This window comes from Azotosporobacter soli, from assembly GCF_030542965.1.
GTDB lineage: Bacteria > Bacillota > Negativicutes > SG130 > SG130 > Azotosporobacter > Azotosporobacter soli.
In genome coordinates, this window is record NZ_JAUAOA010000010.1 from 76,165 (window position 1) to 101,427 (window position 25,263).

Sequence of the window (25,263 nt, forward strand, 5' to 3'; positions counted from 1 at the left end):
AGCCTCCCGATGTCACACATTATATTTATCCATACTTCCCTAGTTCGCACATTCTTTATTTAGTGCATTTTCTCCACCTAGCAACGTATTCCTGCTACAAAACTTCAGTTTCCAAAAAATCAGCGGCATTTTCGTTCCAGGCCCCATTAATCCATATGTTAGCTTAAAGTAAGAGCGCCTGCGCCAAGCAACTCTTCTACTTCGCGGATCGCAACTTCGGTCGGCTTCAGCCAAAAGCGACTGTCCGCCTTAATGATTTTCCGACTTCCCAGCAAATGCAAATAAACTACCGTTTCGCCGACATGGCTTTGTAAAATATTCTTTAATCGGTTCATTGTTTCCGGCGCCTCATGCTCCGCTTTAATCTTAATTCTAATCTCACTTCCTGAATCGGTCAGTTCACGAATTTCGTCCGCTAAGACTTTACATCCTTCATCGTTGGCATTCACTTTTCCCTTAACCTGAATCACTGCATCAGGCGTCAAAAAATGATTGCAGCGTTCAAATATTCGTGGAAAAACAACCACTTCAATCGGTCCAGTAAAATCTTCCAATGTAAGAAAACACATCATGCTGCCATTTTTCGTAGATATCCGTTTGGCCGTCACAATAATGCCCGCTAACTTGACTTCACGGCCGTCCCAATCCTCTTCGCTGACCAGTTCGCCAATCGATTTGCACGCCGATAATTGCTCGCGATAAGCATCCAGTGGGTGTCCCGTCACATAAAATCCTGTCATTTCTTTTTCCCAGACCAAAAGTTGCTGTTGCGGACTTTCTTCCATATCCGGCAGATCCACCTCTGATATCTCTTTTAATGTTTCTTCGCCGAACAAACCAATTTGTCCGCTCTGTCGTTCACGATGCTGCCCCGCCGCAACATCGACAGCCCGTTCCATAATCGCCAGCAGTTGTGAACGTTTCGCACCAATCGAATCAAATGCGCCGCATTTAATTAAACTTTCCATGACTCGTTTATTGACTTGGCGCATATCGACTCGACTGCAAAAATCGACCAGCGAAGTGAATTTCCCATCTGCAAGGCGCGCCGTTACCAAGGTCTCGATTGCGCCATCACCGACGTTTTTTACGGCAGCCAACCCAAAACGGATCACGTCGTTATCAACGGTAAAGCTGCGTCGACTTGCATTGACGTCCGGCGGTAGAACAGCAATCCCCATCCGACGGCATTCATTAATATACCAGCCAACTTTATCATTGTCGCCCATGACGCTCGACATCAATGCCGCCATGAACTCCTGCGGATAATGCGCTTTTAAATATGCCGTCTGATACGCAACTAACGCATACGCCGCACTATGCGATTTATTAAAACCATAATCTGCAAAATGCGCCATCAGGTCAAAGATTTCTTTCGCCGTATCACCGCCGATTCCTTTCGCCGCAGCGCCGTTGATGAAGGTCGCGCGCTGCGCGTCCAGAACATCGTGTTTCTTCTTGCCCATAGCACGTCGCAGAAGATCAGCCTGGCCAAGCGAAAAGCCGGCCATGACGGATGCAATCTGCATAACCTGTTCCTGATACAAAATAACGCCGAACGTATCCTTCAAAATCGGTTCCAAGACTGGATGAATATACGTCACAGTCTTACGGCCATGTCGGCCATTAATAAAATCAGAAACCATGCCGCTGCCAAGTGGTCCGGGGCGATACAAAGCCACCAGCGGAATCAGGTCGGCAAACCGCTCCGGCTGAAGTTCCTTGACAAGATTCGTCATACCCGACGACTCCAACTGAAAGACACCAGCGGTTTCCCCTTTAGTCAACATTGCGCAGGCCCTTTCATCTTCCATCGGAATCGTATCTAAATCGATTTCGATGCCGCGGTTTTGGCGCACTAATTCGATGGCGTCACCAATAACTGTCAACGTTCGCAACCCCAGAAGATCCATCTTCAACAGACCAATCTCTTCGACCCGATCCTTATCATATTGTGTAGTTTGAAAGCCTTCCGCCGAATTCTGTAGCGGTACATAATGCGTCAGCGGATCCTTCGAAATCACTACACCAGCGGCATGCGTCGAAGCATGGCGCGGTAGCCCCTCCATCGCCATTGCGAAATCAATTAAACGTTTGACAGTTTCTTCATTTTGATAAGCCTGACGCAATTCATTATTGTTTTCCAACGCTTTTTTCAGCGTTATCCCCAGTTCATTGGGAATCATTTTTGCAATCCGATCCACTTCGCCATAGGATAGATTAAGCGCTCGGCCCACGTCTCGAATCGCCGCCTTCGCAGCCATCGTACCAAAGGTGATGATTTGCGCAACGCGATCTTCACCATAGCGTTCGACTACATACTCAATGACCTTTGCACGTCGTTCATAGCAAAAGTCAATATCAATATCCGGCATCGTTACCCGTTCCGGATTCAAAAACCTTTCAAACAGCAATCCATATTTCAACGGATCAATGTCCGTGATACGAAGCAAATATGCCACTATACTGCCAGCAGCCGACCCTCTGCCCGGCCCGACCGGTATTTTCTGCTGGCGGGCAAAATTGATAAAATCCCAGACAATAAGAAAATATCCGGAATAGCCCATTCGATAAATAACATCCAATTCAAAGCGAAGCCGTTCCCTGATTTCTTGACTGTCTGTCGCAAAACGCTTTTCAATCGCTTCTGTACACAGATGCGCCAGATATTCATCCGCAGTGAAAGACTCCGGCACAGGAAACTCCGGTAAATACAAATGCCCAAATTCAATTTCAACCTGGCAGCGCTCAGCAATTCGCAATGTGTTATCCAGCGCTTCAGGAACATTTTGAAAAAGTTGTTGCATTTCAGCCCGGCTTTTCAGATAAAATTCGCTGCTGGAGAATCGCATTCGGGCCGGATCGTCAACCGTCTTGCCCATTTGAATGCATAACAAAACATCATGGCTCTCACTGTCGCTTTTTTTTACATAATGAAGATCATTTGTCGCAACAAGGCCAATATTCAACTTCTTACTCATTTCGATTAAGATCCGGTTCACTTGACGCTGTTCTGGTATCCCATGATCTTGTAGTTCTAAATAAAAGTTATCTTGGCCAAAAATATCTCTATATTCCGATGCGAGTTTTTCCGCACCCGAAATATCACCTTTCAATATCAAGGCCGGAACTTCTCCAGCAATGCAGGCACTAAGACAGATCAATCCGCGGCTGTACTCGCGCAATAAATCGCGGTCAACGCGTGGTTTATAATAAAAGCCCTCTTTATTCGCGCGTGAAATCAATTCCAGTAAATTACGATAACCCGTTTGATTCTCCGCCAACAGTACTAAATGGTAGTAAGCATCGCCTTCCACCATGCTTCGTTCCGTGCGCGAGCGCGGCGCAACATAAACTTCACAGCCAATGATCGGTTTGATGCCATGTTTGCGCGCCTGTTTATAAAAATCAATCACGCCATACATAGAGCCATGATCGGTGATCGCCAATGCCGGCATGGCAAGTTCCTTGGCTCGTGCCAATAAATCACTGATCCGACTCGCTCCGTCTAAAAGACTATATTCTGTATGCACGTGCAAATGCACAAATTGTTCTTGCTGCTGACAATTCGACATGAATTTATGTTTCACTCGCCTTTCACTTTAACCATACTACATTTAAATAAACCATATTCTCTTAGTATACTACAGCGTCACTCTCTCCGCTTCAAGTTTTTCTTTCCTCCCCTCGCATTATTCGCTAAAACCTTGTATAATTTAACAACGTAAAACAACTTGCAAAGCAGGATTTCCCGCAGCGGATATCCGAACATCTGTTGTAGTAAAAGGAGTGTTTATGTTGCATCGAATCGGCATTTTACAGTTGACTCAATACTTGGACGAAGCTGTACAAGGCTTTAAAACCGGTCTCTCCGAAAAAAATATTGCCGCCGAATTTCTCTATTACAATGCGGACGGCAACGAACAGGAACTGCCCGCCCTTGCGCGAAAACTCAAAGAGGCAGCAGTAGAAATGATTTTTGCTTGCAGTACGCCTGCCGCATTAGCCGCCATTCAACACGCGCCTCAAACACCAGTCATCTTCACACCTGTATTTGATCCTGTAGGTACAGGCCTCGTAAACAGCCTGACACAGCCTGGCGGATGGGCGACTGGTGCAGCCGGTCGCGTAGCAGCTGCCGAAAAGATAAACTTTATTCGCCGCCTGTTGCCTGACGCCCGTTCCATCGGCTGTTTATATCATCTGCATGACGCCAATGCAGTTCTTGAAGTTGCTGGTTTTCGCGCTTTAGAGCTCCCGTTCTCCTGGCAGGAGATTCCGTTTGAAAATCCAGCCGCCCTCTCCTTACTGCCAGATTTGCTGCCCGAAAACATTGATGCGCTTTTTCTGCCGATCGGGCGGGCCGCTGAAGATAATTTTGCCAGCATCGTATATTACACCGATAGCGTCAATTTGCCGGTCATTGCTTCGCACCCCCCTAATGTTGCAGCCGGTGCGCTCGCTGCTTTAACCGCAAATCATTTTCGCCTCGGTATTACCTGCGCAGAAAAAGCCGCCGCAATATTGGGCGGCACACCCATCGGCTCAATTTCGATTTCACAAGCCGAAAACCCAGACATTATTCTCAACCGCTTCAGTGCGACAAACTTAGGCATTGAACTTCCCGCCGACTTAATAAAACAAGCAAAAGAAATTATAGACTAGTTGGAGATGATGATATCATGATTTTAAACCGTCAATCCGTTGAACTTTTAGCACCAGTCGGCAGTCAAGAAGTCCTTGTCGCAGCAGTCGAAGCTGGCGCCGATGCTGTATATCTTGGCGGGAAACGCTTCAATATGCGCCTTCACCGCTCCGATGCCAATTTTGACGACGCCGGTCTGGCAAAAGCCATCGCCTATGCGCATGCACACAATGTTCGTCTCTATATTACGGTAAACAATCTGATTAGCGAAAGCGAACTACCGTTATTAAAAGAATATTTGCAACTACTGAACGAATTGCAACCGGATGCCTTGATCGTACAAGATCTCTCCGTTCTTGCTTTAGCCAAAGAAATTGGTCTTACGGTTCCCCTTCACGCTTCGGTCATGATGAATACACACAACGAACACGCCGTTCGTACCCTTCAGGAACAAGGTATCACACGCGTCGTCACGAATCGTGAAATGTCTTTGGCGCAATTGGCGCTTTTAAAGGAACGTACCGGCATTGAAATCGAGTATTTTATCCATGGAGACATGTGCATTGCTCATAGCGGCCAATGTCTCCATTCCGGAATTATTTTTGGACAAAGTTCCAATCGGGGACGTTGTCTGAAAACCTGCCGCTGGCCCTATGAACTTGTCGACGCTAAAACGGGGACTGTATTAGGAAAGGAAGATCCCGGTCCATATAAACTGGCTCTGAAAGATATGTGCATGTACCGCCACCTGCCTGAACTGATCCAATCCGGCGTATGTTCCTTTAAGATTGAAGGTCGAATGCGCACCGCTGATTTTGTTAAACGCATCGTTTCCGTATATCGCCGGGCAGTCGATCGTTACCTTGCAGATCCAACCGGTTATTATTACGATCCTGCTGACTGGAAGGATTTATTTGAAAACCGTAACCGCGATTTTTCGACTTGTTATGCCATCTCCGCCCCTGGAGCTGAAGCAATCGGCTATAACGGTCAACGCGAACCACGCTTCTTCAGTCAAGCCGTTCGCGAGCCTGGCCTTCCTACAACGCTGCATACTTTACCGAGCACCTCAACCAACAAAAACAGGGCAAATTTAGCAGTGCGCGTCAGTGATTTAGCATCTTTGACCGCAGCCTGCCAAAATGGAGCCAACGTCGTTTATATCGGGGGCGACAGCTTCAAACCGCACACCCCTTGGTCGCTCAAAGAGATAGCAGCAGCTATTGAAACTGCATCGCAACATAACGCGCAGGTCGTTGTCATGACGCCGCGAATCACAATGGAACGCGAATGCAGCGAACTGGAACCCTTTCTGACACAATTAACAACCTTGCGTCCTGCCGGGGTAATGGTAAGCAACTTAGGTGCGCTTCGTTTGGCTAAGCAATTTACTGACTTACCGATCTACACCGACTATTCCTTTAACGTCTTTAACTCGGCAACAATTGGTTTGCTATCCAGTCTCAGCGTCGCCCAGTCGACACTTTCCTTGGAAGCCACGCAAGAGCAGATTTTCGCCTTAGCAAAAAACAGCACTCTTCCTCTCGAATTGATTGTCCACGGCCCACTCGAAACGATGGTTATGGATCACTGCGTTCCTAGCGCCGTTCTCGGTCTTTCAGCCACGGCAGGAAATGATGCCATTTTGAATACGACTTCCTTTGCACTGCTTGATACAGCTGGACAAAAACATCCGTTAGTCATTGATCAGTATGGCCGTAACCACATCTTACTCGCTAAGGATCTTTGTCTGTTCCCATTGCTGTCCAATTTCACCGCACTAAGCAGCTTGCGCCTTGAGTGCCAGCATTATACTGTCGATACCGTCGCCGCTGTCACCGCACTGTACCGCCAGGAATTAGACGGCATCGCCGCCCCTGCCGCGACGACCGCTGAAGATTCTGCGCAGCGTTTAGAACAACTGCGAGCCGTCAGCCCATCAGAGCTTGGCATCGGCGTTATGCGCTACCGTACTTCCCGCTAATCATAAGAAAGGTGATGAGATCATGACCACTTCCTATCTGGGACCTGATGAAATTATCCGCAAGAAAAAAGAATATATGATTCCTTGCACCTATCATTTTTATTCCGCACCGATGCAACTGGTACGTGGTGAAATGCAATATTTATTCGACCAGACAGGCAAGCGTTATCTCGATTGCTTTGCCGGCGTCTCCGTAATGAACTGCGGACATTGCAACCCGGTTATCAGTAAAGCAATTTGCGACCAGGCAAACACGTTGCAGCATACCTGTACCATTTATCTTACAGAACCTATTGTCAACTTAGCAGAACGCCTCGCACATATTACGCCCGGCCGTTTGCAAAAATCCTTCTTTTGCGCCAGCGGCAGTGAGGCGAATGAGGGAGCAGCTTTACTGGCTACTCTTTATACCGGAAAATCCGAATTCCTTACGCTACGCCAAGGCCTGCATGGTCGAACTAAGTTAGGGATGAGCCTGACCGGACTCAGTTTCTGGCGTACCGATCCCGCGCCAGTCGGAGGGGTAGCTATGGCGCCAAATCCTTACTGCTATCGCTGCCCTTGCCACAAAAAATATCCGGAATGCGATTTCGCCTGCGTTCAGGAGGTAGAATCCGTAATAAAGACAGCAACCTCCGGCCAGGTAGCGGCCATGTTTGCCGAACCCATTCAAGGCAATGGCGGCATTATTACACCGCCTCAAGGTTACTTTAAGCGCCTCAAGGAAGTTCTCGCTCATTATGGAATCCTCTTGATTATGGATGAGGTTCAAACGGGATTTGGCCGGACAGGCCACTTGTTTGCCAGTGAATACTATGATATTGAACCTGATATCATGACGTTGGCCAAGGCGCTCGGCAATGGCGCACCCGTTGGCGCATTTATTGCACGTCCTGAAATCGCAGATGTATACACGCGCCCCGGCGCATCCACGCTTGGCGGCAATCCAGTCACCGCCAGTGCAGCTTTGGCAACATTGCAATACATTGCTGATAACACTCTTGTCGAACGCGCTGCCAAACTTGGCGCCAAACTGCGCCAAGGACTGCTCGAACTGCAAACAAAACACGCTCTGATCGGCGATGTCCGCGGTCTTGGGCTAATGCTCGGTGCAGAACTGATTCAGAGTGACGGAAGCCCCGCCAGCGCGCAAGCTGATCTGATTTTAGAGGAATTAAAGAACCGCGGCGTCTTAATCGGTAAAAACGGCCCCGACCGCAACGTCCTTGCTTTTCAACCTCCGCTCATTATCACAGAACAAGATATCGACACCTTATTAAACCATCTCTCAGACTTATTAATAAAACTCAACTGACGCGACATATTAAAAAACCCCCACGTTTAACGTGGGGGTTTAGCTTTATCCCTTAGCGAATCGCCTTAGTATAAGCAGGCACGGAATATGCGAATAGCTCTTTATTTATATCTACCTGATCCGGTGTATACACGAGTATCGTATCCGATACTCGCTGCACATTTCCGTTCGTCACATAACAAACACCATTAAGAAAGTCAATAATCGAGCGTTGAACCGATGGCTCTACACATTCAAAATTAATGACTAAGGCAGCTTTCGCTTTCAGCTGATCCGCATACAACTGCACATCATCATAGCGCTGTGGCGTGGCTACTAAAACCCTAAGCACAGACTGATCCTGAGTATGAACCTTCAAATGAGTTGCTTTCTTTGCGCGCAAAGCAGCCAATTCATTCGCTTCCGGCTCTTCTCTTGTTTCATGCTCCGGCACTTCGTCCATCGGCATTAAAAAGTTCGTTAACTTATCAATCAATCCGACTGCCACGTCTTTCGCCCTCCAAAGTCATAAAATGACTACTTTTGGTATGCATTCGCCAATCATTTCATTTTTCCTGCAAAAGCTCCAAAAATTCTTCGTTACTAAGCGTTTTTGCGCTCACGACCACGTTGATGCTTATCGAGCGTAGCTTTGCGCAAACGGATACTTTGCGGCGTTACTTCGACAAGTTCATCCTTATTGATGTATTCGAGAGCCTGTTCCAGCGACAGCAAGCGCGGAGCAACAAGACGCAACGCCTCATCGGTGCCGCTTGTACGCATGTTGGATACCTGCTTTTTCTTGCACGGATTTACATCCATGTCAATATCGCGTGTGCTTTCGCCAACAATCATTCCTTGGTATACCGGTTGTACCGGAGAAACGAACATAGTACCACGATCCTGCAAGCCATAAATACCATATGCGCAGGTTTCACCTTGTTCAGACGCTACCAACACGCCGCGCGTGCGGCCTTGGATTGCGCCCTTGAACGGTGCATAGCCATGGAAAACATGGTTCATGATACCCGTTCCTTTAGTATTCGTCAGGAATTCCGAACGGAAACCGATTAAGCCGCGCGCCGGAATGATAAATTCCATACGCAAATACCCAGCCAGTTCAATCATATTGATCAATTCCGCTTTGCGCACACCCAGCGCTTCCATAACCGCGCCCATAAACTCTTGCGGCACGTCAATCGTCAGATGCTCGAGCGGTTCATTACGTTCGCCGTCGATCATCTTATAAACAACCTCCGGTTTACCGACTTGGAATTCAAAGCCCTCACGACGCATCGTTTCAATCAGGATCGACAGATGCAACTCACCACGGCCTGAAACTTCAAATGAATCGGCACTGTCAGTCTCGGAAACACGCAAACTGACGTTCGTTTCCACTTCTTTGAAGAGACGGTTGCGCAAATGGCGCGACGTAACGAAGTCGCCTTCCGTACCTGCAAACGGACTCGTGTTGACGCTGAAAACCATCGACAGCGTCGGCTCATCGATATGAATCGACGGCAGAGCTTCCGGTTGCAGCGGATCGGCAATGGTATCACCGATGCTGACATCCGCCAAGCCCGTCAAGGCGATGATGTCGCCTGCTTTAGCCGATTCAGTCTCTACGCGTTTCAAACCTTCATAGGTATAGAGGCGACCGAGTTTCCCCTTCGCCTGGACTTCGCCTTTAATCGTAACGACTTGTTGTCCCGCATTGATTGTACCACGCATAATACGTCCCAGGGCTACACGGCCTACATAATCGTCATATTCCAGTGTAGTGACCATCATTTGCAAAGCTCCGTCCTCGTCGCATTCCGGCGCCGGGATTTCTTCCAGCAAAACTTTGAAGATCGGCTCTAAGTTGACTGCCTCATCCTTCATATCCATTTTTGCAACGCCAGCACGGGCAGCCGCATAAATAACAGGGAACTCGAGTTGCTCGTCGTCCGCTCCCAGCTCAATAAACAGCTCTAAAACTTCATCGACAACTTCGATAGCTCTTTCATCCGGACGGTCGATCTTATTAACAACAACAACAACCTTTAATTTCTGTTCAAGAGCCTTGCGCAAAACGTATTTTGTCTGCGGCATTGGCCCTTCAAACGCGTCTACCAGCAATAGCGCACCGTCTACCATATTCAGAACGCGCTCCACTTCGCCGCCGAAGTCAGCATGTCCCGGGGTGTCAACAATGTTGATTTTCACGCCTTCATGCATGATTGCGGTATTTTTTGCCAAAATCGTGATGCCGCGTTCGCGTTCCAGGTCGTTTGAGTCCATAACCCGTTCCGTCAATTGTTCATTCGCTCTAAAAACATTACTCTGGCGAAGCATGGCATCCACCAATGTAGTTTTACCATGATCAACGTGAGCAATAATCGCTATATTTCTTAGGTCCTGACGTTTCATCCTTCATCCTCCAAGCCAAATTAAAGAAAGGATGCTTCTCGGCATCCTCTCCGTCTATGCATAAAGCTACTATAGTATAAGGCACTCGCCCTGTCAATAGCTAGTATCAAACTGCGTTCAAAGTTTTTCGCATATAACTCTGCAATTTTTCCAGTCGCCGTAGAATTTCCGGCATTTTTTGTTTATCAGAGGCAACCGCCTGCTCTAATTGGCGACGGTATTGCTGATACTCCCGTTCCACCGTTTCAAGATATTCTTGCAATTGGCGCTGTGCAGGATCAAGAACGACGATGCCGCTTTCTTCAATTTCCCAGTTTCGTCCTGCAATATGGGCTGCATCAGAAAAATGTGGAATATAAGTCTGCATGGCCAATTTTTCTTTAAGCAATAGCGCAAACGGCTCAGCCATATCCACTTCACCATGCACCAAAAAGACGCAAGCCGGTTTGCCTTCAAAATTCCCTAACCACTCGAGCAATTGTCCCTGATCCGCATGGGCGGAAAACCCGTCGAGGTTATGCACCTCCGCTTTCACGCTGATTTCCTCACCTAACAGCTTGACTTTTTTCGCACCTTCTATCAGTCGACGCCCCAAGCTGCCTTGCGCTTGGTAACCGACAAACAACACACTTGATTCCGGACGCCACAGATTATGTTTTAAATGGTGCAGAATTCGTCCGGCATCCGCCATTCCGCTAGCAGAAATGATGATTGCGGATTCGTTGAGATCATTCAGCGCCTTCGATTCATCTGAAGTCTTGGTAAAGCGTAATTTAGGCAAATACAAAGGACTTTCCTGGTCTTCACGCATCATACCGAGTGCCTCAGAATCATAATCTTGAATATTATGCATGAATATATCTGTCGCCGATATTGCCAACGGACTATCGATCACAACTGGTAAATCTGGAATCTTACCTGCTTTGAGAAGCTTGTGCAGATAATATAAAATCGTTTGGGTACGTCCTACTGCAAAAGACGGGATAATAATATTGCCGCCCCGCGCCGCTGTCTCTTTGATAATTTTCCCCAACGCTTCCTCTTTGTCATAATGGCTATGACGACGATTTCCATATGTCGATTCGACAATGACGTAATCCGCTTCCGTCAATACTGTCGGGTTTTTGATCAAAGGTTGATTGGACTGTCCTAAATCTCCGGAAAAAACCAGTTTCGTGCTCTTGCCATCTTCCGTCACTGTAACCTCCAGCAAAGACGAACCTAAGATATGTCCGGCATCAAAAAATTTCACGCTAACCTTATCTGACAGTACGACCTCCGTCGCGTAGGCAACCGAAGAAAATTGCTGCAAGCAAAGGTAGGCATCGTCAATTGTGTATAACGGCTCCATTGCTACCCGCCCCGCCCGAACGCCTTTACGATTAAAAATCTCTGCATCAAATTCTTGAATATGGGCGCTGTCCGGCAAAAGAATACTGCATAACTCTCCGGTAACCTTTGTCGCATAAATAGGCCCCTTGAAGCCGGAATTGCACAATTTAGGCAACAAGCCACTATGATCAATATGCGCATGCGTTAACAATACACAATCTAATTCACCCGGGTTAAAGACAAAATCGCGTTGATTCAAAGCAACAACGGCTTTTGATCCCTGAAACATGCCACAATCGATCAAGATTTTTTGACTGCCCACTTCCAACAGGTATGAGGATCCCGTGACCATTCTGGCGGCTCCTAAAAATGTTAACTGCATAATGTTTCTCCTCTATCCATAAGATAAATGACTGCATGCGTTACTCTTTCGATACCAATTCGCCAAAACGCGCTAAATTCCTTCAATTCCGACTATTTCATCTTGCAGCAATTCTTGCTTTCGCATCACATAAGTTTATCGATTACGTTATTTCACTCATTTTTCATTATGACATAAAACAGGAACCCTATTTCTATTTGGGTTCCTGTTCCTATCCGCTTTATTCATCTCCGATAATGCGCACTTCCGGATGCAACATCACACCAGCATGTTCAAAAACACGATGCTGCACCTCTTTAATTAGCGCCTGCACATCAGCTGCGGTTGCGCCGCCGGCATTCACGACAAAACCGGCATGTTTCGTTGACACTTCCGCGCCGCCGTAACGAAGGCCCTTCAGGCCGGCTGCTTCAATCAAAGTACCGGCAAAATGACCTTCCGGACGTTTAAATGTGCTTCCTGCACTCGGCATTTCAAGCGGTTGTTTACTCTCTCTCTTTTCGGTAAACTCCCCCATCTGCGCCAAAATCATTTCTTCCTGACCATCCGCCAGCCCTAATTCCACTTCACAGATGATCGCATGACTCTCTTGAAAGACACTATGCCGATAAGAAAATTTCAATTCCGGTCGCGACAGTTTTTGAATTTCGCCAGTTAACGTAACGGCGGTTACACTTTCGACCACTGCACTAATTTCCCCATTATAGGCGCCTGCATTCATAAACACGGCTCCTCCAACGCTACCGGGAATACCAACCGAAAATTCCATACCGGTCATTTTTTCTTGCGCAGCAAAGCGAGCCAAGTCCCCAAGGCCGGTGCCAGCTCCTGCAATCAGAACATTTCCCTGGCGTCGTATTTGAGCCATTTCATCACCAAATTTCAAGACCAGTCCGCGAATCCCCTTATCGCGCACTAAAATATTCGAGCCATTCCCAAGAACTGTGATTTTCATCGCATAGGCGGCCGCAATGCGCACCAGCGCCGCCACTTCTGCTACCGAAATCGGAAAAGCCAACACGTCTGCCGGACCGCCGATTTTAAACGTTGTATACTCTGCCAGCGGCGCTTCATATGCAATGCGCTCACTTGCGATAACTGCTTCAAAGTCATTTTTCATCTTATTTTTTATCAAAAAAATCCATTCCTTCGGCAACCGAATCGCCTAAAATTTTATACACATCCGCAACTACCCGCTGCAGCGTCATATACGCTTGCATAAAAGATGCCGCCTTGCTGTTTAATAAAATGAGCTGATACATTTGTTGGATTTTTTCCGCTTTTTCTTTATCTTCAGGCTTTCCAGCCATCATCTCATATTCCAATTCCATATGTTTCGAGATAAAATTCTTTACCATCTCTTTTGCATTCGAATCCGATTCGATCTCATTTTTAGCCGCTTGAAACGTTTTAAACTCCTGCGAATCTTTGATTGCTTTTACTAATTCATGCGTCTTGTCATAAATGTTCACTTTATAGCCCTCCAAATTAAATATTACACATCATAACACTCTTTTATCTCTGTTAGTAAAGGTTACTCTTTAACATCCAGAAAATCCGGTCTGCCGCAACGCTTCATAAAGAACGATCGCCACCGAATTTGACAAATTCAAAGATCGAGCGCCCTTTCGCATTGGAATTGTGATGCACCGCTCACTGTTTTCTGCAAGCAACGTCTCCGGCAATCCGGCCGTCTCTTTCCCAAACACCAAAACATCATCCGCCTTATAGGCAATCTGACTATATGAACGAGTCGTTTTCGTTGTACCGTAATAAAAGGTGTGCCCCGCCAATTCAGCCTCTACAGAAGCAAAATCCTCATGGCAAACGACATCGACTAAATGCCAGTAATCCAGTCCGGCTCTCTTAAGATACCTGTCTTCCAAAGAAAATCCCAGTGGTTTAACCAAATGCAGCCGACTCGCCGTAGCAGCGCAAAGGCGTGCAATATTTCCCGTATTGCCTGGAATCTCGGGCTCCACTAACACGATATGCATGGCACTCTCCTTTTCTCTTACTTACACTACTCTATACTATACAAAAATGTCCTCGGCTTGGCAAATCGATATTTAATGACAAAACAAAAACAGATCTCTTTCATGCTTGAAAGGATCTGTTTTTTATCCCTCGATTAACCGTGGATCAACTGCGGCAGACATTTCACACAAACCCAGGTACTGTCACCGTTCGTCTTAACCGGCAACAAGGGTTGTATCATTTCCGAATTACCGCACCAATGGCAACTCATGATATGCGGCGCAAGCCCCTCCTTCACAAGTGAAGCTTTGTGCTCTTTAACTGCCTCTTCATCAAAATTTTCCGTTTCACGCTCTTCGAGCGTAAGTGCGCCAGTCGGACATACGCCGAGGCAAAAACCTGCACCATCACATAATTCTTCCCGTAACACCTTCGCTTTTCCATTCTCCAGCGTGATTGCCCCTTCGGCACACGGTGAAACGCATTGGCCACAGCCATTACAAAGCATTTCATCAATCTTAACAATTTTGCGTTTTATTTTCATGCTTCTTCCTCATCTCTTTTCTTCTTACTTTAACAAATTTGTTATATGTAATCTATGATGTATGTCACATGCAACAAACGGGCTCGCACCGTTTCTTATCAATGCAAACCCGTTCTTCTCACTTCGCGCAAATAAGCATCATCGCCATATCCGTTTTCGCTTTTTTATCCGAGCCATTTCCGAACAATTGGAAGATCGTTTCAAAAAATTCTGTTGGCCGTTCAGCAATCAGATGCTTTCGATTAATTACGCAGCGCGACAATTCTTCATACACCTCATCCGCTCCTGCATGGTCCAGTTTATTCTCCAACAGACCCTCGGTATAGGTCACGACAAGATCGCCCGCTGCAATCGGCAATTGATGCAGTTCATATTCTTCGTCTTCAATCATACCTATGCTGTGGCTGCTTTCTTGCAAAATATGGGCCACATCTTTCTCTGCTTGATAAAATACCGGATAGGATTGTCCTGCATTTGAATACCATAATGTATTATCTTTGATGAGACCGACAAATGCAGTCAGGCAATAATTACTCTTCGTTAGATTGCAAAAGACATTATTGATATGACGCAGTACATCATTCGGATATTGAAACTGCTGCACACAATGTTGAAATTCCACTTTCAGCATGGAAGACAACATGGCCGCCGCCACACCATAGCCTGAAACGTCCGCCATAATAAACCAAAGGCTCTCACCGGATTCAACGCAATCATAGAAATCCCCCCCCACCTCATGGCAGGGAATAAATTTTCCGTACATGTCGGCAACCGTAAAGCTTTGCCTTTCTTTCAACAATGACTGCTGAAACACATTTGCAAGCAGCATTTCAAGACTCATTTTTTCATTCAGCGCTTGAATCGTCTTTTGTTGTTCATATAGTTGAATAGCATTTTTAACCTTCATCGGCAAAATTACATTCATCTGCTTCGGTTTTAAAGGCTTTGTAAAATAATCATACGCGCCGAGAGCCAGCGCTTCACTAATACTGTCGATTTCGTCCATAGCCGAATATACAATGACAGGGATGTCCTTCAAACGATGATCCTGACGCATCTCCCTCAGGACATCAAAGCCATTTTTTTCCGGCATCATTAAATCAAGTATCACCAAGCTTATTTCTTCGCTTTCCATCACTTCCAGAGCCTGAACGCCATTTACAGCATCAGTAAATATGACATCTTCCATATCCTTTAACGCTGCTTTCAGTACAGTACGATTAAAGGCCACATCATCGACTACCAATATAGTGTAAGCCATGCGAACACCCCAATTTCTTAAATTTATCGTATTATATTTCATTTATTTTCACTGCTTATATCATACTACATTGCAAGGTTATTTTCCTCTTTATTTAGCATCATTTTCCGTTTTGTTCCAAAAATACGACTTCCTCGCATCCATCGCCCGCACAATATTTCTTGCATTTGCATTTCATTTTCCGTAATATTAAAGCATCAACGTAAACCATTATTATTTTTAAGTTAACGAGAGGTGTTCTCTTTGCATATCACATATTTACAAGGCTGGTCCTTTAATTCCGACATTTGGCCGGATTACTGCCACACGCCAAATGCTCATTTTCCACTTCATCACCCTTGGCCTGATAATTACTCCCTAGATAAACTCCTACGTTTTCTTGCATTGCACAACAAAAAAACAGTGTTAGTCGGTTGGTCACTCGGCGGCATGCTGGCACTAGAAACAGCGTTTCGCCACCCCAATAATGTAGCCGGTCTCATCTTGGTCGGAACCACGCCTCGCTTTTTAACTGCACCAGATTTTCCTCACGGCCAATCAGCAGGCGCACTGCGCCAACTCAAACGCCAAGTATTGCGCACCCCATCTACTGCCATAGCCAGCTTTCGTAGACAAATCGATTCAGACGCTTTTTCTATGTTAGCGGACGAACCATCACCGCTCGAACTTGAATCACATCTCTTGGGTCTTGATTATTTAGCAGCAACTGATCTTCGTCCTCTCTTAGGACAAATCACCCTCCCCTGTCACATCATCCACGGAACGCAGGATCAAATTTGCCCCTATAGGGCCGCTGTTTATCTTGCCGCACAACTGCCAGGCGCGAGATTGCACGCATTCTCCGAGTCCGGCCATGCACCATTTTTAAACGAGAAAAATAAATTTCAAATCTTGCTCGAATCCATTTTTCGACAATTCGAAGGGAGTAATAGTCATGTTGGATAAAGAAAAAATTTTGCATAGTTTCAGCCGCGCCGCAACAACTTACGAAGAAAATGCCGTCGTCCAAAAAAAAATGGCCCACCTACTCCTCCAGCAAACACAAAAGGTTAGCCGCTCTTTTTCACATATTCTAGAGATCGGCTGCGGCACCGGCTATCTGACCCGTCTATTGTCGAAATCCTTTCCTAGCGCTGACATTGTAGCGACCGACATTTCAGAAACCATGCTCACTCAGGCTTCAATCCTACAAACAGGCAAAAATGTTCGATTCGAAAGACAAGACGGTGAAAACCTCTCTCTCAACACTAAATTTGACTTAATCATTTCCAATGCAGCTTTCCAGTGGTTCAACAATTACGACGCGGCTTTTTCCGGATTTTTCCGTCACTTGACCTCTGAAGGTCTCTTGTTGTATGCGACTTTCGGACCGGAAACATTTTATGAGTTGCATACCTCTTTCAATCAGGCACGCCATAGTCTTACTCTGCCGTCTGACATTCGTCATGGCCCGCCCTTCGCTTCCTCTGCATCGCTGGCCGACTATGCTTCTAACAACGGACTCTTCTGCCATCACAGGGAAAAAACCGAACTGCTTTATTACCCTTCTGTCCGTTCTTTTCTCTCTTCAATAAAAAAAGTCGGCGCTAATCATACGCCGACCTCAGTTAGTAATAACTTTAATCGAAAACTTCTTCCAACGATGATATCGCATTACGAACAACTCTTTTGCACAGAAGATGGTTTAATCCCTGCAACATATCATCTTGTTTTTGGTCAAGCCCAAAAGCAGGCTCCGGCCTCAGGCACCGCCGCTCAGTGCGGATAATTATGGAAAACCAAGCTCCGATATGCTATCATTGTGACAGTGTGCTACATTCATAACGATATGATAAAAGGAGCCTCCATGAGGAAATATATATCTATCATCTTATTTCTATTACTCGCCCTATATGCATTTGAGTTATCTTCGGCTAGCCGCTTCGGCACTTATGCTCCAGTCATAGCCGTCGAACGTCTTCAAAACCGTCTGTGCTTTTCCTGGTCCAAACCCTCTTATCCCGCCTATTATGAGGTGGAAGTCTTCAGCGGTTCACGTGAACACTGGCAGTTGCTGCCATCTGATGCTACGCGCATCACCCGGTATCGTACGCTGTCAAACAATATCCAACTTGACAACTCATTTCCTGAGAGCGCTTTTATCCGCGTATCGGCGCATAGTTTGCTGCATCACCCACTCGGTACTTATTCGGAACCAGTCGCATTCTCCAGCTTAAGGCAGGCAAACCTCAAGCCCGCCCCGACCTTGCACTATCCAGCCTCGGCACCGGCGCCTTCGACTGCTATGTTAAGCTGGAGCCCCGTTGCTGGCGCGGTTTATTATGAGTTTGAACTTCTTTCTGCCCTGCCGGAAAATCCAAACGGTACAGAGCACTCCCGTTTTCAACTACTTGTTACACGCGATGTTTTTTCAAACGGTCACAGTCTCGATATCTCGCGTTTCTTTCGCGATAAGGTCTATTGGCGTGCTCGCGGCCTTGACTTCAACGGTAATCCAATTGGTGTTTTTTCTGATGCAGAAGAAATTTATATCGATAATTTGCAACCATTTTTACTGCGTCCGCTATCAAACACCGGCTATGCCGCCGCCAATTTGCCCGTGCCGATTTACCCGGTTTATGAGTGGATCCCCATACCGGGCGCTACACAGTATGAAGTCGAATTGACTGACCACCCTCCAGAAAACCCGAATGGCACTTATCCTTCGGAACATCGCATCTGGACATCCATCGTACAAAGTCGCTATGACTGTTATGATGAAAACCCCCGGATTTCACCTGGAACTTATTATTGGCGCGTCCGCGGTTTAGATGAAAACGGGCATGCCGTTGGCGTTTATTCTGATGCCGAAGCTTACACGGTCGATTTTCAAAGCGGTCGCTATGCAGCAACCTTTGGCGACAGCATTACACATGGCGGCGGAGCAGTTTCCTATTCTCCGGCCGATATGGAATACAGCTTTCAAAAATATCTTTCCTTTCCCGCTCTTAACTTAGGTAAAAGCGGTGATACCAGCGAGACGATGCTCTATCGCTTTGAGCATGACGTACTGCCCTTTCATCCGCAATTTTTACTCATCATGGGCGGGACCAATAGCCTGCGCGGTGGTGTTCCCGCAGAGGAAGTCATCCATGATTTAGCAACCATTCGCGACAAATGCATTCGCAATGGCATCCGCCCTATCTTCCTCACGCTCCCTCCGATCAACCCGGATGCGATCGCCCGCGTTTTTCAAGAAGAAACATCACCCGAATGGAAAGAACAGTTTGCACTGGTCAATGCATTTCTACGCCAACAGCGTTATGTAATAGACATTGCACCATTCTTCATGAACGCAGATGGCGATCTACCACCGCATTTTGCAGTCGATGGTTTGCACATGGATTTAGAAGGGAAAAAGTTAATGGGACAATTGATTAACGCTAATTGGTCAAGAGTGACTCGCTAACAAGTTGATCCCGCTTTTGTTTTGCATTGCTGAAGAACTGATGAATTTCGTTTCGATCCTGACGCTGGATGGCATAAATCATGTCATCCAGCTTTTGTTTTAAATTTTCCAGCGAATCAACAATGGCCTCTCCGTTCGTCAAGCAAATATCCGACCACATATCGGCATTGGAAGAGGCTATTCGTGTAGTATCTTTAAACCCGCCACCCGCCAGTTTAGCAGTTTCCGTCTCGCCATCTTCCAGTAAATTAACCAATGCGGCTGCCGCTACATGAGGAACATGGCTGATGATGGCCGCGCATTTGTCATGTGTTATCGCATCCATATATGCAATATCCGCTCCAAGTACGCTTAACAAATTTTCAATGACCACTAGCGATTCCGGTTGCCGAGTATATTCCGGCAGTAAGATATATTTTTTGCCACGAAAGAGATTTTTATCCGCTGCGCAAAAACCACTGCTTTCCCGCCCTGCCATTGGATGTCCGGCGACATAGTCTGCATGTTCCGGAAGCAAGCTTCTGATCTGAAAGGAAATTAATTGTTTCGTACTTCCCACATCGCTAATGATTGTTCCAGGCTTAAGATGCGGCGCCATCATTGAAACTAAAACCGGTATTTGCAAAACAGGCGTACAGAGAAAGATAATATCCGCCCAAGCTGCCGCTTCGGCGATCGACGCCGTTCCCCAGTTCAAAATCTGCCTATTGATTGCCGCATTTAAATCCTCTTCCCGTTGATCCACGCCGCACAATTCAATTGAACTCTGGTAAGCGTCACGTAGCGCGAGCGCCAGTGATCCTCCAATCAACCCCAATCCAACAACGGCTATCTTTTGGGCGTTCATGCCATCTTCATCCCCATTAAGTTTGCAATGCCGGAAATTTCCTTCATTACTAAAGAGAAATTTTCCGGAGTCAAGGATTGTTTTCCGTCTGACAATGCGATTGCCGGATTCGGATGTACTTCAATCATTAGACCATCAGCCCCACAAGCAACTGCCGCCCTCGACATTGGCCCGACTAATTTCCAACGTCCTGTGCCATGGCTTGGATCAACGATAATCGGCAAATGACTGATTTGTTTAACCGCTGCAACCGCGCTTAAGTCAAGTGTATTTCGCGTATATTCTTCATAAGTACGAATACCGCGTTCGCAAAAGACCACGTTGTAATTTCCTTCACTCATGATGTATTCCGCAGCATTCAACCATTCATTAATCGTCGCCGCCAAGCCGCGTTTCAGAAGTACCGGCTTATTGCTTTTGCCGGCTGCCGTCAACAGTTTGAAGTTTTGCATGTTGCGCGCACCGATTTGCAACATGTCAGCATATTCGGCAACTACGGGAACCGATTCCACATCTACAACTTCCGTCACCACCTTCAAACCGGTAAGTTCACGAGCCTTAGCCAACATTTCCAAGCCTTTCACCTCTAAACCTTGAAACGCATAAGGCGAAGTTCGTGGTTTGAATGCTCCGCCGCGTAAGAATTGTGCTCCGGCCGCCTTTACCACACGCGCCGACTCCAATAACTGCTCCATACTTTCCACAGCACACGGCCCCGCCATGACAGCCAAATTACCGCCGCCAATTTTCACTCCGTCAATATCGATGATACTGTCTTCCTGATGAAAGCTGCGGCTCACTAATTTATAACTTTCGGTCACAGCTACCGTTTTTTCAACACCTGGCATAGCCTCTATCGGCTGTTCGGCAATCAATCCTTTTTCGCCAATTACGCCAATGATCGTTCGGCTATCGCCGGTCGACAAATGAACCTTAAGTCCGACTGCCTCTAACCGATCCACCACCTGTTCCATTTCCTGCTTCGTCGCGTTGTCATTCATTACAATAATCATTTTCATAACCTCCATCATCTTTTTAATCAACTTAGATAAAAATAGAAAAAGCCCCCATCCCTACAGGGACGGAGACTTAACCCGCGGTACCACCCTGCTTGCCATAGCAAGCCACTCTTCAAGTACGGGGCGTACACTTACACGACCGATACTCTAGCCTTTTATAACGGAGGCATTCCGGCACGGCCTACTGGACTTATCGTTCGGCCTGCAGTTCCCAGGTGTATTTCAACTAGCCTCTTTACCGAGTCGCACCACCCCTCGGCTCTCTGAAAAACAAACTAGTCTACTCTTCCCGTTCATCACCTTTACATGTTTTCTTATTAAGTTATACAAACTATAGCACAGTGTAAATATAAAAGCAACCCAGAAATGCTTTTTTTTGCATTTCCAGGTTGTTTTTTATACGAACCGCTTTGCACCCAAATAACGCGGCTTCCAATATGTTTCGTCGAGTCCGCTGATCATGACACCTCTACTTGAAGAGGCGTGGAGAAACTTATTGTTTCCCATGTAAATACCGCAATGCGACGCACCTTTTTCATACGTAGTGAAGAAAACCACATCTCCCGGCTGCAGCAGAGTCGTTCGTAAAACAGATTTGCCATACTTGAATTGCTCATCTGCCATACGCGGCACCTTAATGCCCTGTTCCTGAAAAACTTTTTGAACTAAACCAGAACAGTCAAATCCTTTTGCTGTCGTACCACCGAATTTATAGGGCACACCAATATATTTCCGGGCACTGTCGCTCACTTTTTGACCCACGCCTGTCCCTTTAGGCATGTTCTCCAACAATTGGTACGTCTTATCATCTACTACACCGTCTGGTTTTAATCCATTCTTACGTTGAAACGCTTTAACAGCCTTCGTAACTGATGAATTAAAACGACCATCCGTTGCGCCTTCATAATAAGCATTGACTTTCAATCGTTCTTGAATGAAGGTGACTTTTTCACCGGTGTCGCCTTCTTGTACTTTGATTGCTGCACCAAATGCGACCGAAGGAAGGACTAACAAAAACAAGAAAATAAATACGCTTCGTCGGTAATTCACAAACCTTCCTCCCATTCCTGGTTTTTTATTTTCGATGTAAAATGATTTTCGTTACAAATACCAAAAATCCTGCTCTTTTTCTATCTTTTCCTGCTATACTTATAGTATCTTTGTCTATTATGAAAAAATCGACGGGAGGCGGCCGTTATGCAACTTCAATTTTGGGGACACTCATGTTTTCTCTTGTCCACACCAAACTATTCCCTTCTCTTTGATCCGTTTTTGCGTGATAATCCCCATCAACTTATACAACCAGAAAGTATTAAATGTGATTACATCTTCGTAAGCCATGGGCATCACGATCATCTCGGCGACGCAATTGAGATAGCAAAAGCCAATGACGCTCAAATCGTAGCCACCTTTGAATTAGCAAGCATGTGCGAAACCTCTGGTTGCCGCATCCACCCGATGCATATCGGTGGCAAACACGTCTTTGATTTCGGTTCCGTTCGCCTCACTCCGGCATTGCACGGCGCTGGAGTTTCTGGCGGGCTCGCCAGCGGTTTCATTGTTAGCATTTTCGGCAAGACCATTTATTTTGCAGGAGATACCGGAATTTTTGGCGACATGCAACTACTTGGCCGTCTGGAATCTATCGACTATGCCCTGCTGCCGATTGGCGATAATTTTACAATGGGTCCGACCGATGCCGCTGAAGCAGCGAAAATGTTGAACGCAAAACATGTTATCCCCATGCATTACAACACCTGGCCATTGATCGCACAAAATGCTGAAACGTTTAAGCAGGATGTTGAAGCGCGCTTTTCCATTCCTGTTCATATCCTACTCCCTGGTCAAACATTATCTCTGGATTAACCGATTGGAGGCATTCTTTCATGCTAAACCGTCATTTTTTCAGCCTATTTTTGCTTTTTGTTTTTCTTGCTTTGCCCCTTACGACTTCGGCCGCCATTTCATCATCGGGCAGCGTATTTTCCCTTGAAGGCGTAGGAACGACTTCGCTGCCGACCGGTTGCAGCGCAACAGCGGCTGTCGGCACTGAAAGCATGACAAACATGGAAACGCAATATGACTTATCTGCTACCGATACAGCCGGAATTCATTACGCCCGCTTACTCGTCTACAAAGCACCGCAAGATCTCGGTATGGCCGGAACTTTAATCGATTTGATCGGTTTCAAACCAGAAATCTATCCATTATTGTCCGAAATGGGAAAAACTCTGGTCAGTAAAAAACTAGAGGAAAACAATTTGAAATTAATCGAGTGGTTACCCGCCAACAAGTCATCGATCCCCAATCATCCGGGTATCCAATTGGCGTTACGCGCCACTTTACCGGAAAAACTACCGCTGCCGATGTTCGCCATTGTCAACCTAGTTCCACGCAACGGTCAAATCACTGCGGTTGTCCTTATCTGTCCCGATATCGATAAAAATTATTGGCAACCGATTTATCTTCAAATGCTAGGTTCACTAAAAGAAAATAGTTAATTTCATAAGTTGCATTATGTTATACTTGTTACAGCATCATAAAGCGTAAAAGGTGATAGCCTATGGATTTGCTACTTTCATTTATTCTTTTACTTGTTTATATTGCTATACGCATCATCTCCTGGCGCGTTGCCGACGCTAATGGCAAGTCGCCGCTTTGGATTCGCGACCTACTTGATTTTACGCCCAAGAGGGCCGAACCGCCTGCACCACCCTGGATCCCTAGACTGATTATACCCCCGCAAACGAAAAGTGATAAACGCAAACAAATATAAATCCGATTACTAAAAGGAAACCCGTTTGGCATATCTGAACTGAACCAGAAACAACGTACATAAAATAAAACGCCCAGAAGTAGAATAGCTTTAAATTACGCAAACTGGCATCGTTTTTCATACGGTGTCAGTTTTGTTTTTAGTTGAATGCGTTCAAAATTATAAAAATAGATATACTCATCGATAACCTCGTTAGCCTCTGCAAATGTTTTGAGATGTATTCTCGAAATGCATTCTGCTTTCAAAATACTAAAAAAGTTTTCAGCTAATGCGTTATCATAACAATTTCCTCGCCTTGACATGGACGGTGTAATACCATACTCTTTAGTTAGGTTAAAATACCCCTGTGAAGTGTATTGAAACCCTTGGTCACTATGGAGTTGCAGCTCTGTAGTGACTTTTTCCTTTTTCATGGCAGTTCGAATTGTTTCAAGAACTAAATTTACAGTTTGTTCTGTTCCTGTTTTATAAGCAATAATACTGCGATCAAACGCATCGCGTATCATTGATAAATACAGGATTCCTTGGAGTGTATGGATGTATGAAATGTCGGTAACCCATTTCTGATTCGGCGCAGTTGCTTCAAAATCACGATTGAGTAGATTTTCATATTTATGAAGTTGTTGCTGCATTCTCTTGTATTTTTTACGTCGGCGAATTTGAGATAATAAATTATATTTGCTCATTAAGCGAAGAACGGTTTTCGGATCAATAAATATATTTCTATTCTGTTGAAGCCACAAATGAACCCTTCGATATCCATACGTTCTTTTTGATATTTCTTGGCATACCGCAATTTCTGCTACGATTCGTTCATTGCGATTCGGTTGATTCATGCGATGAACAAAATCATAGTACCCACTGCGTGATACATCAAAAAAGTCACACATTGCAGAGATAGAATAGCTGTCTTGGTTTTTATAAATTGCCATGTATTTTACAGATGGCCTCACTTCCTTCCAACGATTTGAAGAAAAGAACGTAATAGTTCGTTTTCCATCTTTAAACGCTTGATTTCATTATCTCTTTTATCCTGTATGGTAACATAGCTTTTAGGCGGTCTGCCTTTTTTCCGTGGAATAATTCCAGATTCAATCATCTTTTGTTTTCGGTTGTGTCTTCGGATTAGTTCTTTGATTACGTATTTATCCTTAAATCCATAGAACTCGCTAATTTCACGATTCGTTTTGCCTTCTTCTTTCATTTTTAGAACGTCGAGAATAATGTGTTCTCCAAAATGTTTTATTCCTCTTTGCCCTGACATATGAACACCCCCAGTCATAGATTAATTATCTACAACTGGGGGTGTTTTGTCATTGTCCGTTTTTATTGGTTCAGTTCA

22 protein-coding genes and 1 other annotated feature are annotated in these 25,263 nt (G+C 45.8%); of the genes, 8 read left to right on the forward strand and 14 right to left on the reverse strand.

What is annotated here, in order from left to right; translation table 11 throughout:
- Window positions 1–158 precede the first annotated feature (158 nt).
- Window positions 159–3,575 (reverse strand): DNA polymerase III subunit alpha, encoded by a 3,417-nt coding sequence (locus tag QTL79_RS10720; RefSeq protein WP_346354981.1) that lies wholly within the window; start codon window positions 3,573–3,575, stop codon window positions 159–161.
- Window positions 3,576–3,795: 220 nt separating this feature from the next.
- On the opposite strand from QTL79_RS10720, the gene QTL79_RS10725 reads away from it, so the two are divergent.
- From QTL79_RS10725 to QTL79_RS10735, 3 genes are read left to right on the forward strand one after another with little or no spacing between them, the layout of a single operon-like run.
- A complete protein-coding gene (locus QTL79_RS10725) occupies window positions 3,796–4,665 on the forward strand; it encodes an ABC transporter substrate-binding protein (protein ID WP_346354962.1) in 870 nt (289 codons plus the stop codon).
- Window positions 4,666–4,682: 17 nt separating this feature from the next.
- On the forward strand, window positions 4,683–6,629 hold the full coding sequence (locus QTL79_RS10730; RefSeq protein ID WP_346354963.1) for a peptidase U32 family protein: 1,947 nt from the start codon (window positions 4,683–4,685) through the stop codon (window positions 6,627–6,629).
- Window positions 6,630–6,651: 22 nt separating this feature from the next.
- On the forward strand, window positions 6,652–7,944 hold the full coding sequence (locus QTL79_RS10735) for an aspartate aminotransferase family protein (RefSeq protein WP_346354964.1): 1,293 nt from the start codon (window positions 6,652–6,654) through the stop codon (window positions 7,942–7,944).
- 52 nt (window positions 7,945–7,996) lie between these two features.
- Here QTL79_RS10735 and QTL79_RS10740 read toward each other — a convergent pair whose 3' ends face one another.
- From QTL79_RS10740 to QTL79_RS10775, 8 genes are all read right to left on the reverse strand, one after another.
- A complete protein-coding gene (locus QTL79_RS10740) occupies window positions 7,997–8,431 on the reverse strand; it encodes a cell division protein SepF (protein ID WP_346354965.1) in 435 nt (144 codons plus the stop codon).
- Window positions 8,432–8,526: 95 nt separating this feature from the next.
- Window positions 8,527–10,335 carry a translational GTPase TypA gene (gene typA / locus QTL79_RS10745; protein WP_346354966.1) on the reverse strand — a complete coding sequence of 603 codons (1,809 nt, stop codon included), beginning with the start codon at window positions 10,333–10,335 and terminating at the stop codon, window positions 8,527–8,529.
- Window positions 10,336–10,441: 106 nt separating this feature from the next.
- The gene (locus QTL79_RS10750) at window positions 10,442–12,049 is read right to left on the reverse strand and encodes an MBL fold metallo-hydrolase RNA specificity domain-containing protein (RefSeq protein WP_346354967.1); all 1,608 of its coding nucleotides are present in this window, start codon (window positions 12,047–12,049) and stop codon (window positions 10,442–10,444) included.
- Window positions 12,050–12,269: 220 nt separating this feature from the next.
- Entirely contained in the window at window positions 12,270–13,184 is a 915-nt protein-coding gene (gene murB, locus QTL79_RS10755; RefSeq protein WP_428845475.1) for a UDP-N-acetylmuramate dehydrogenase, read from the reverse strand.
- Window positions 13,171–13,521, reverse strand: a complete 351-nt coding sequence (locus QTL79_RS10760) for a YlbF/YmcA family competence regulator (protein WP_346354968.1) — start codon at window positions 13,519–13,521, stop codon at window positions 13,171–13,173. The genes murB and QTL79_RS10760 overlap by 14 nt, the downstream gene beginning before the upstream one ends.
- Before the next feature lie 69 nt (window positions 13,522–13,590).
- The gene (gene trmL, locus QTL79_RS10765) at window positions 13,591–14,046 is read right to left on the reverse strand and encodes a tRNA (uridine(34)/cytosine(34)/5-carboxymethylaminomethyluridine(34)-2'-O)-methyltransferase TrmL (RefSeq protein WP_346354969.1); all 456 of its coding nucleotides are present in this window, start codon (window positions 14,044–14,046) and stop codon (window positions 13,591–13,593) included.
- A 134-nt stretch (window positions 14,047–14,180) separates the two neighbouring features.
- The gene (locus tag QTL79_RS10770; RefSeq protein ID WP_346354970.1) at window positions 14,181–14,570 is read right to left on the reverse strand and encodes an ATP-binding protein; all 390 of its coding nucleotides are present in this window, start codon (window positions 14,568–14,570) and stop codon (window positions 14,181–14,183) included.
- Window positions 14,571–14,688: 118 nt separating this feature from the next.
- Complete coding sequence (locus QTL79_RS10775; protein ID WP_346354971.1) at window positions 14,689–15,873, reverse strand: PP2C family protein-serine/threonine phosphatase; 1,185 nt, start codon at window positions 15,871–15,873, stop codon at window positions 14,689–14,691.
- 201 nt (window positions 15,874–16,074) lie between these two features.
- Between QTL79_RS10775 and QTL79_RS10780 the strand changes: the two genes are divergently transcribed.
- The 3 genes from QTL79_RS10780 to QTL79_RS10790 all read left to right on the forward strand — a co-directional run bounded on the left by QTL79_RS10780 (window position 16,075) and on the right by QTL79_RS10790 (window position 19,279).
- Complete coding sequence (locus tag QTL79_RS10780) at window positions 16,075–16,776, forward strand: alpha/beta fold hydrolase (RefSeq protein ID WP_346354972.1); 702 nt, start codon at window positions 16,075–16,077, stop codon at window positions 16,774–16,776.
- A complete protein-coding gene (gene bioC / locus QTL79_RS10785) occupies window positions 16,766–17,599 on the forward strand; it encodes a malonyl-ACP O-methyltransferase BioC (protein WP_346354973.1) in 834 nt (277 codons plus the stop codon). Before QTL79_RS10780 ends, bioC begins: the two co-directional genes overlap by 11 nt.
- A 78-nt stretch (window positions 17,600–17,677) precedes the next feature.
- Window positions 17,678–19,279 carry an SGNH/GDSL hydrolase family protein gene (locus QTL79_RS10790; RefSeq protein ID WP_346354974.1) on the forward strand — a complete coding sequence of 534 codons (1,602 nt, stop codon included), beginning with the start codon at window positions 17,678–17,680 and terminating at the stop codon, window positions 19,277–19,279.
- Here the strand turns inward: QTL79_RS10790 and QTL79_RS10795 are convergent.
- The 3 genes from QTL79_RS10795 to QTL79_RS10805 form a co-directional block, all read right to left on the reverse strand.
- On the reverse strand, window positions 19,254–20,126 hold the full coding sequence (locus QTL79_RS10795) for a prephenate dehydrogenase (RefSeq protein WP_346354975.1): 873 nt from the start codon (window positions 20,124–20,126) through the stop codon (window positions 19,254–19,256). The two genes, QTL79_RS10790 and QTL79_RS10795, sit on opposite strands and share 26 nt — an antisense overlap.
- The gene (aroF, locus tag QTL79_RS10800) at window positions 20,123–21,139 is read right to left on the reverse strand and encodes a 3-deoxy-7-phosphoheptulonate synthase (protein ID WP_346354976.1); all 1,017 of its coding nucleotides are present in this window, start codon (window positions 21,137–21,139) and stop codon (window positions 20,123–20,125) included. The genes QTL79_RS10795 and aroF overlap by 4 nt, the downstream gene beginning before the upstream one ends.
- Window positions 21,140–21,200: 61 nt before the next feature.
- Window positions 21,201–21,451: a binding site (T-box leader), on the reverse strand.
- Window positions 21,452–21,541: 90 nt separating this feature from the next.
- Complete coding sequence (locus QTL79_RS10805; protein WP_346354977.1) at window positions 21,542–22,195, reverse strand: C40 family peptidase; 654 nt, start codon at window positions 22,193–22,195, stop codon at window positions 21,542–21,544.
- Window positions 22,196–22,342: 147 nt separating this feature from the next.
- Between QTL79_RS10805 and QTL79_RS10810 the strand changes: the two genes are divergently transcribed.
- Together QTL79_RS10810 and QTL79_RS10815 are read left to right on the forward strand one after the other, a co-directional pair.
- Window positions 22,343–23,011, forward strand: a complete 669-nt coding sequence (locus tag QTL79_RS10810) for a metal-dependent hydrolase (protein WP_346354978.1) — start codon at window positions 22,343–22,345, stop codon at window positions 23,009–23,011.
- A 20-nt stretch (window positions 23,012–23,031) separates the two neighbouring features.
- Window positions 23,032–23,646 carry a hypothetical protein gene (locus QTL79_RS10815; protein WP_346354979.1) on the forward strand — a complete coding sequence of 205 codons (615 nt, stop codon included), beginning with the start codon at window positions 23,032–23,034 and terminating at the stop codon, window positions 23,644–23,646.
- A 370-nt stretch (window positions 23,647–24,016) separates the two neighbouring features.
- On the opposite strand, the gene QTL79_RS10820 is transcribed toward QTL79_RS10815, so the two are convergent.
- Entirely contained in the window at window positions 24,017–24,853 is an 837-nt protein-coding gene (locus tag QTL79_RS10820; RefSeq protein WP_346353979.1) for an IS3 family transposase, read from the reverse strand.
- A 17-nt stretch (window positions 24,854–24,870) separates the two neighbouring features.
- Window positions 24,871–25,185 (reverse strand): hypothetical protein, encoded by a 315-nt coding sequence (locus QTL79_RS10825; protein ID WP_346353978.1) that lies wholly within the window; start codon window positions 25,183–25,185, stop codon window positions 24,871–24,873.
- Between the last annotated feature and the right edge of the window lie 78 nt (window positions 25,186–25,263).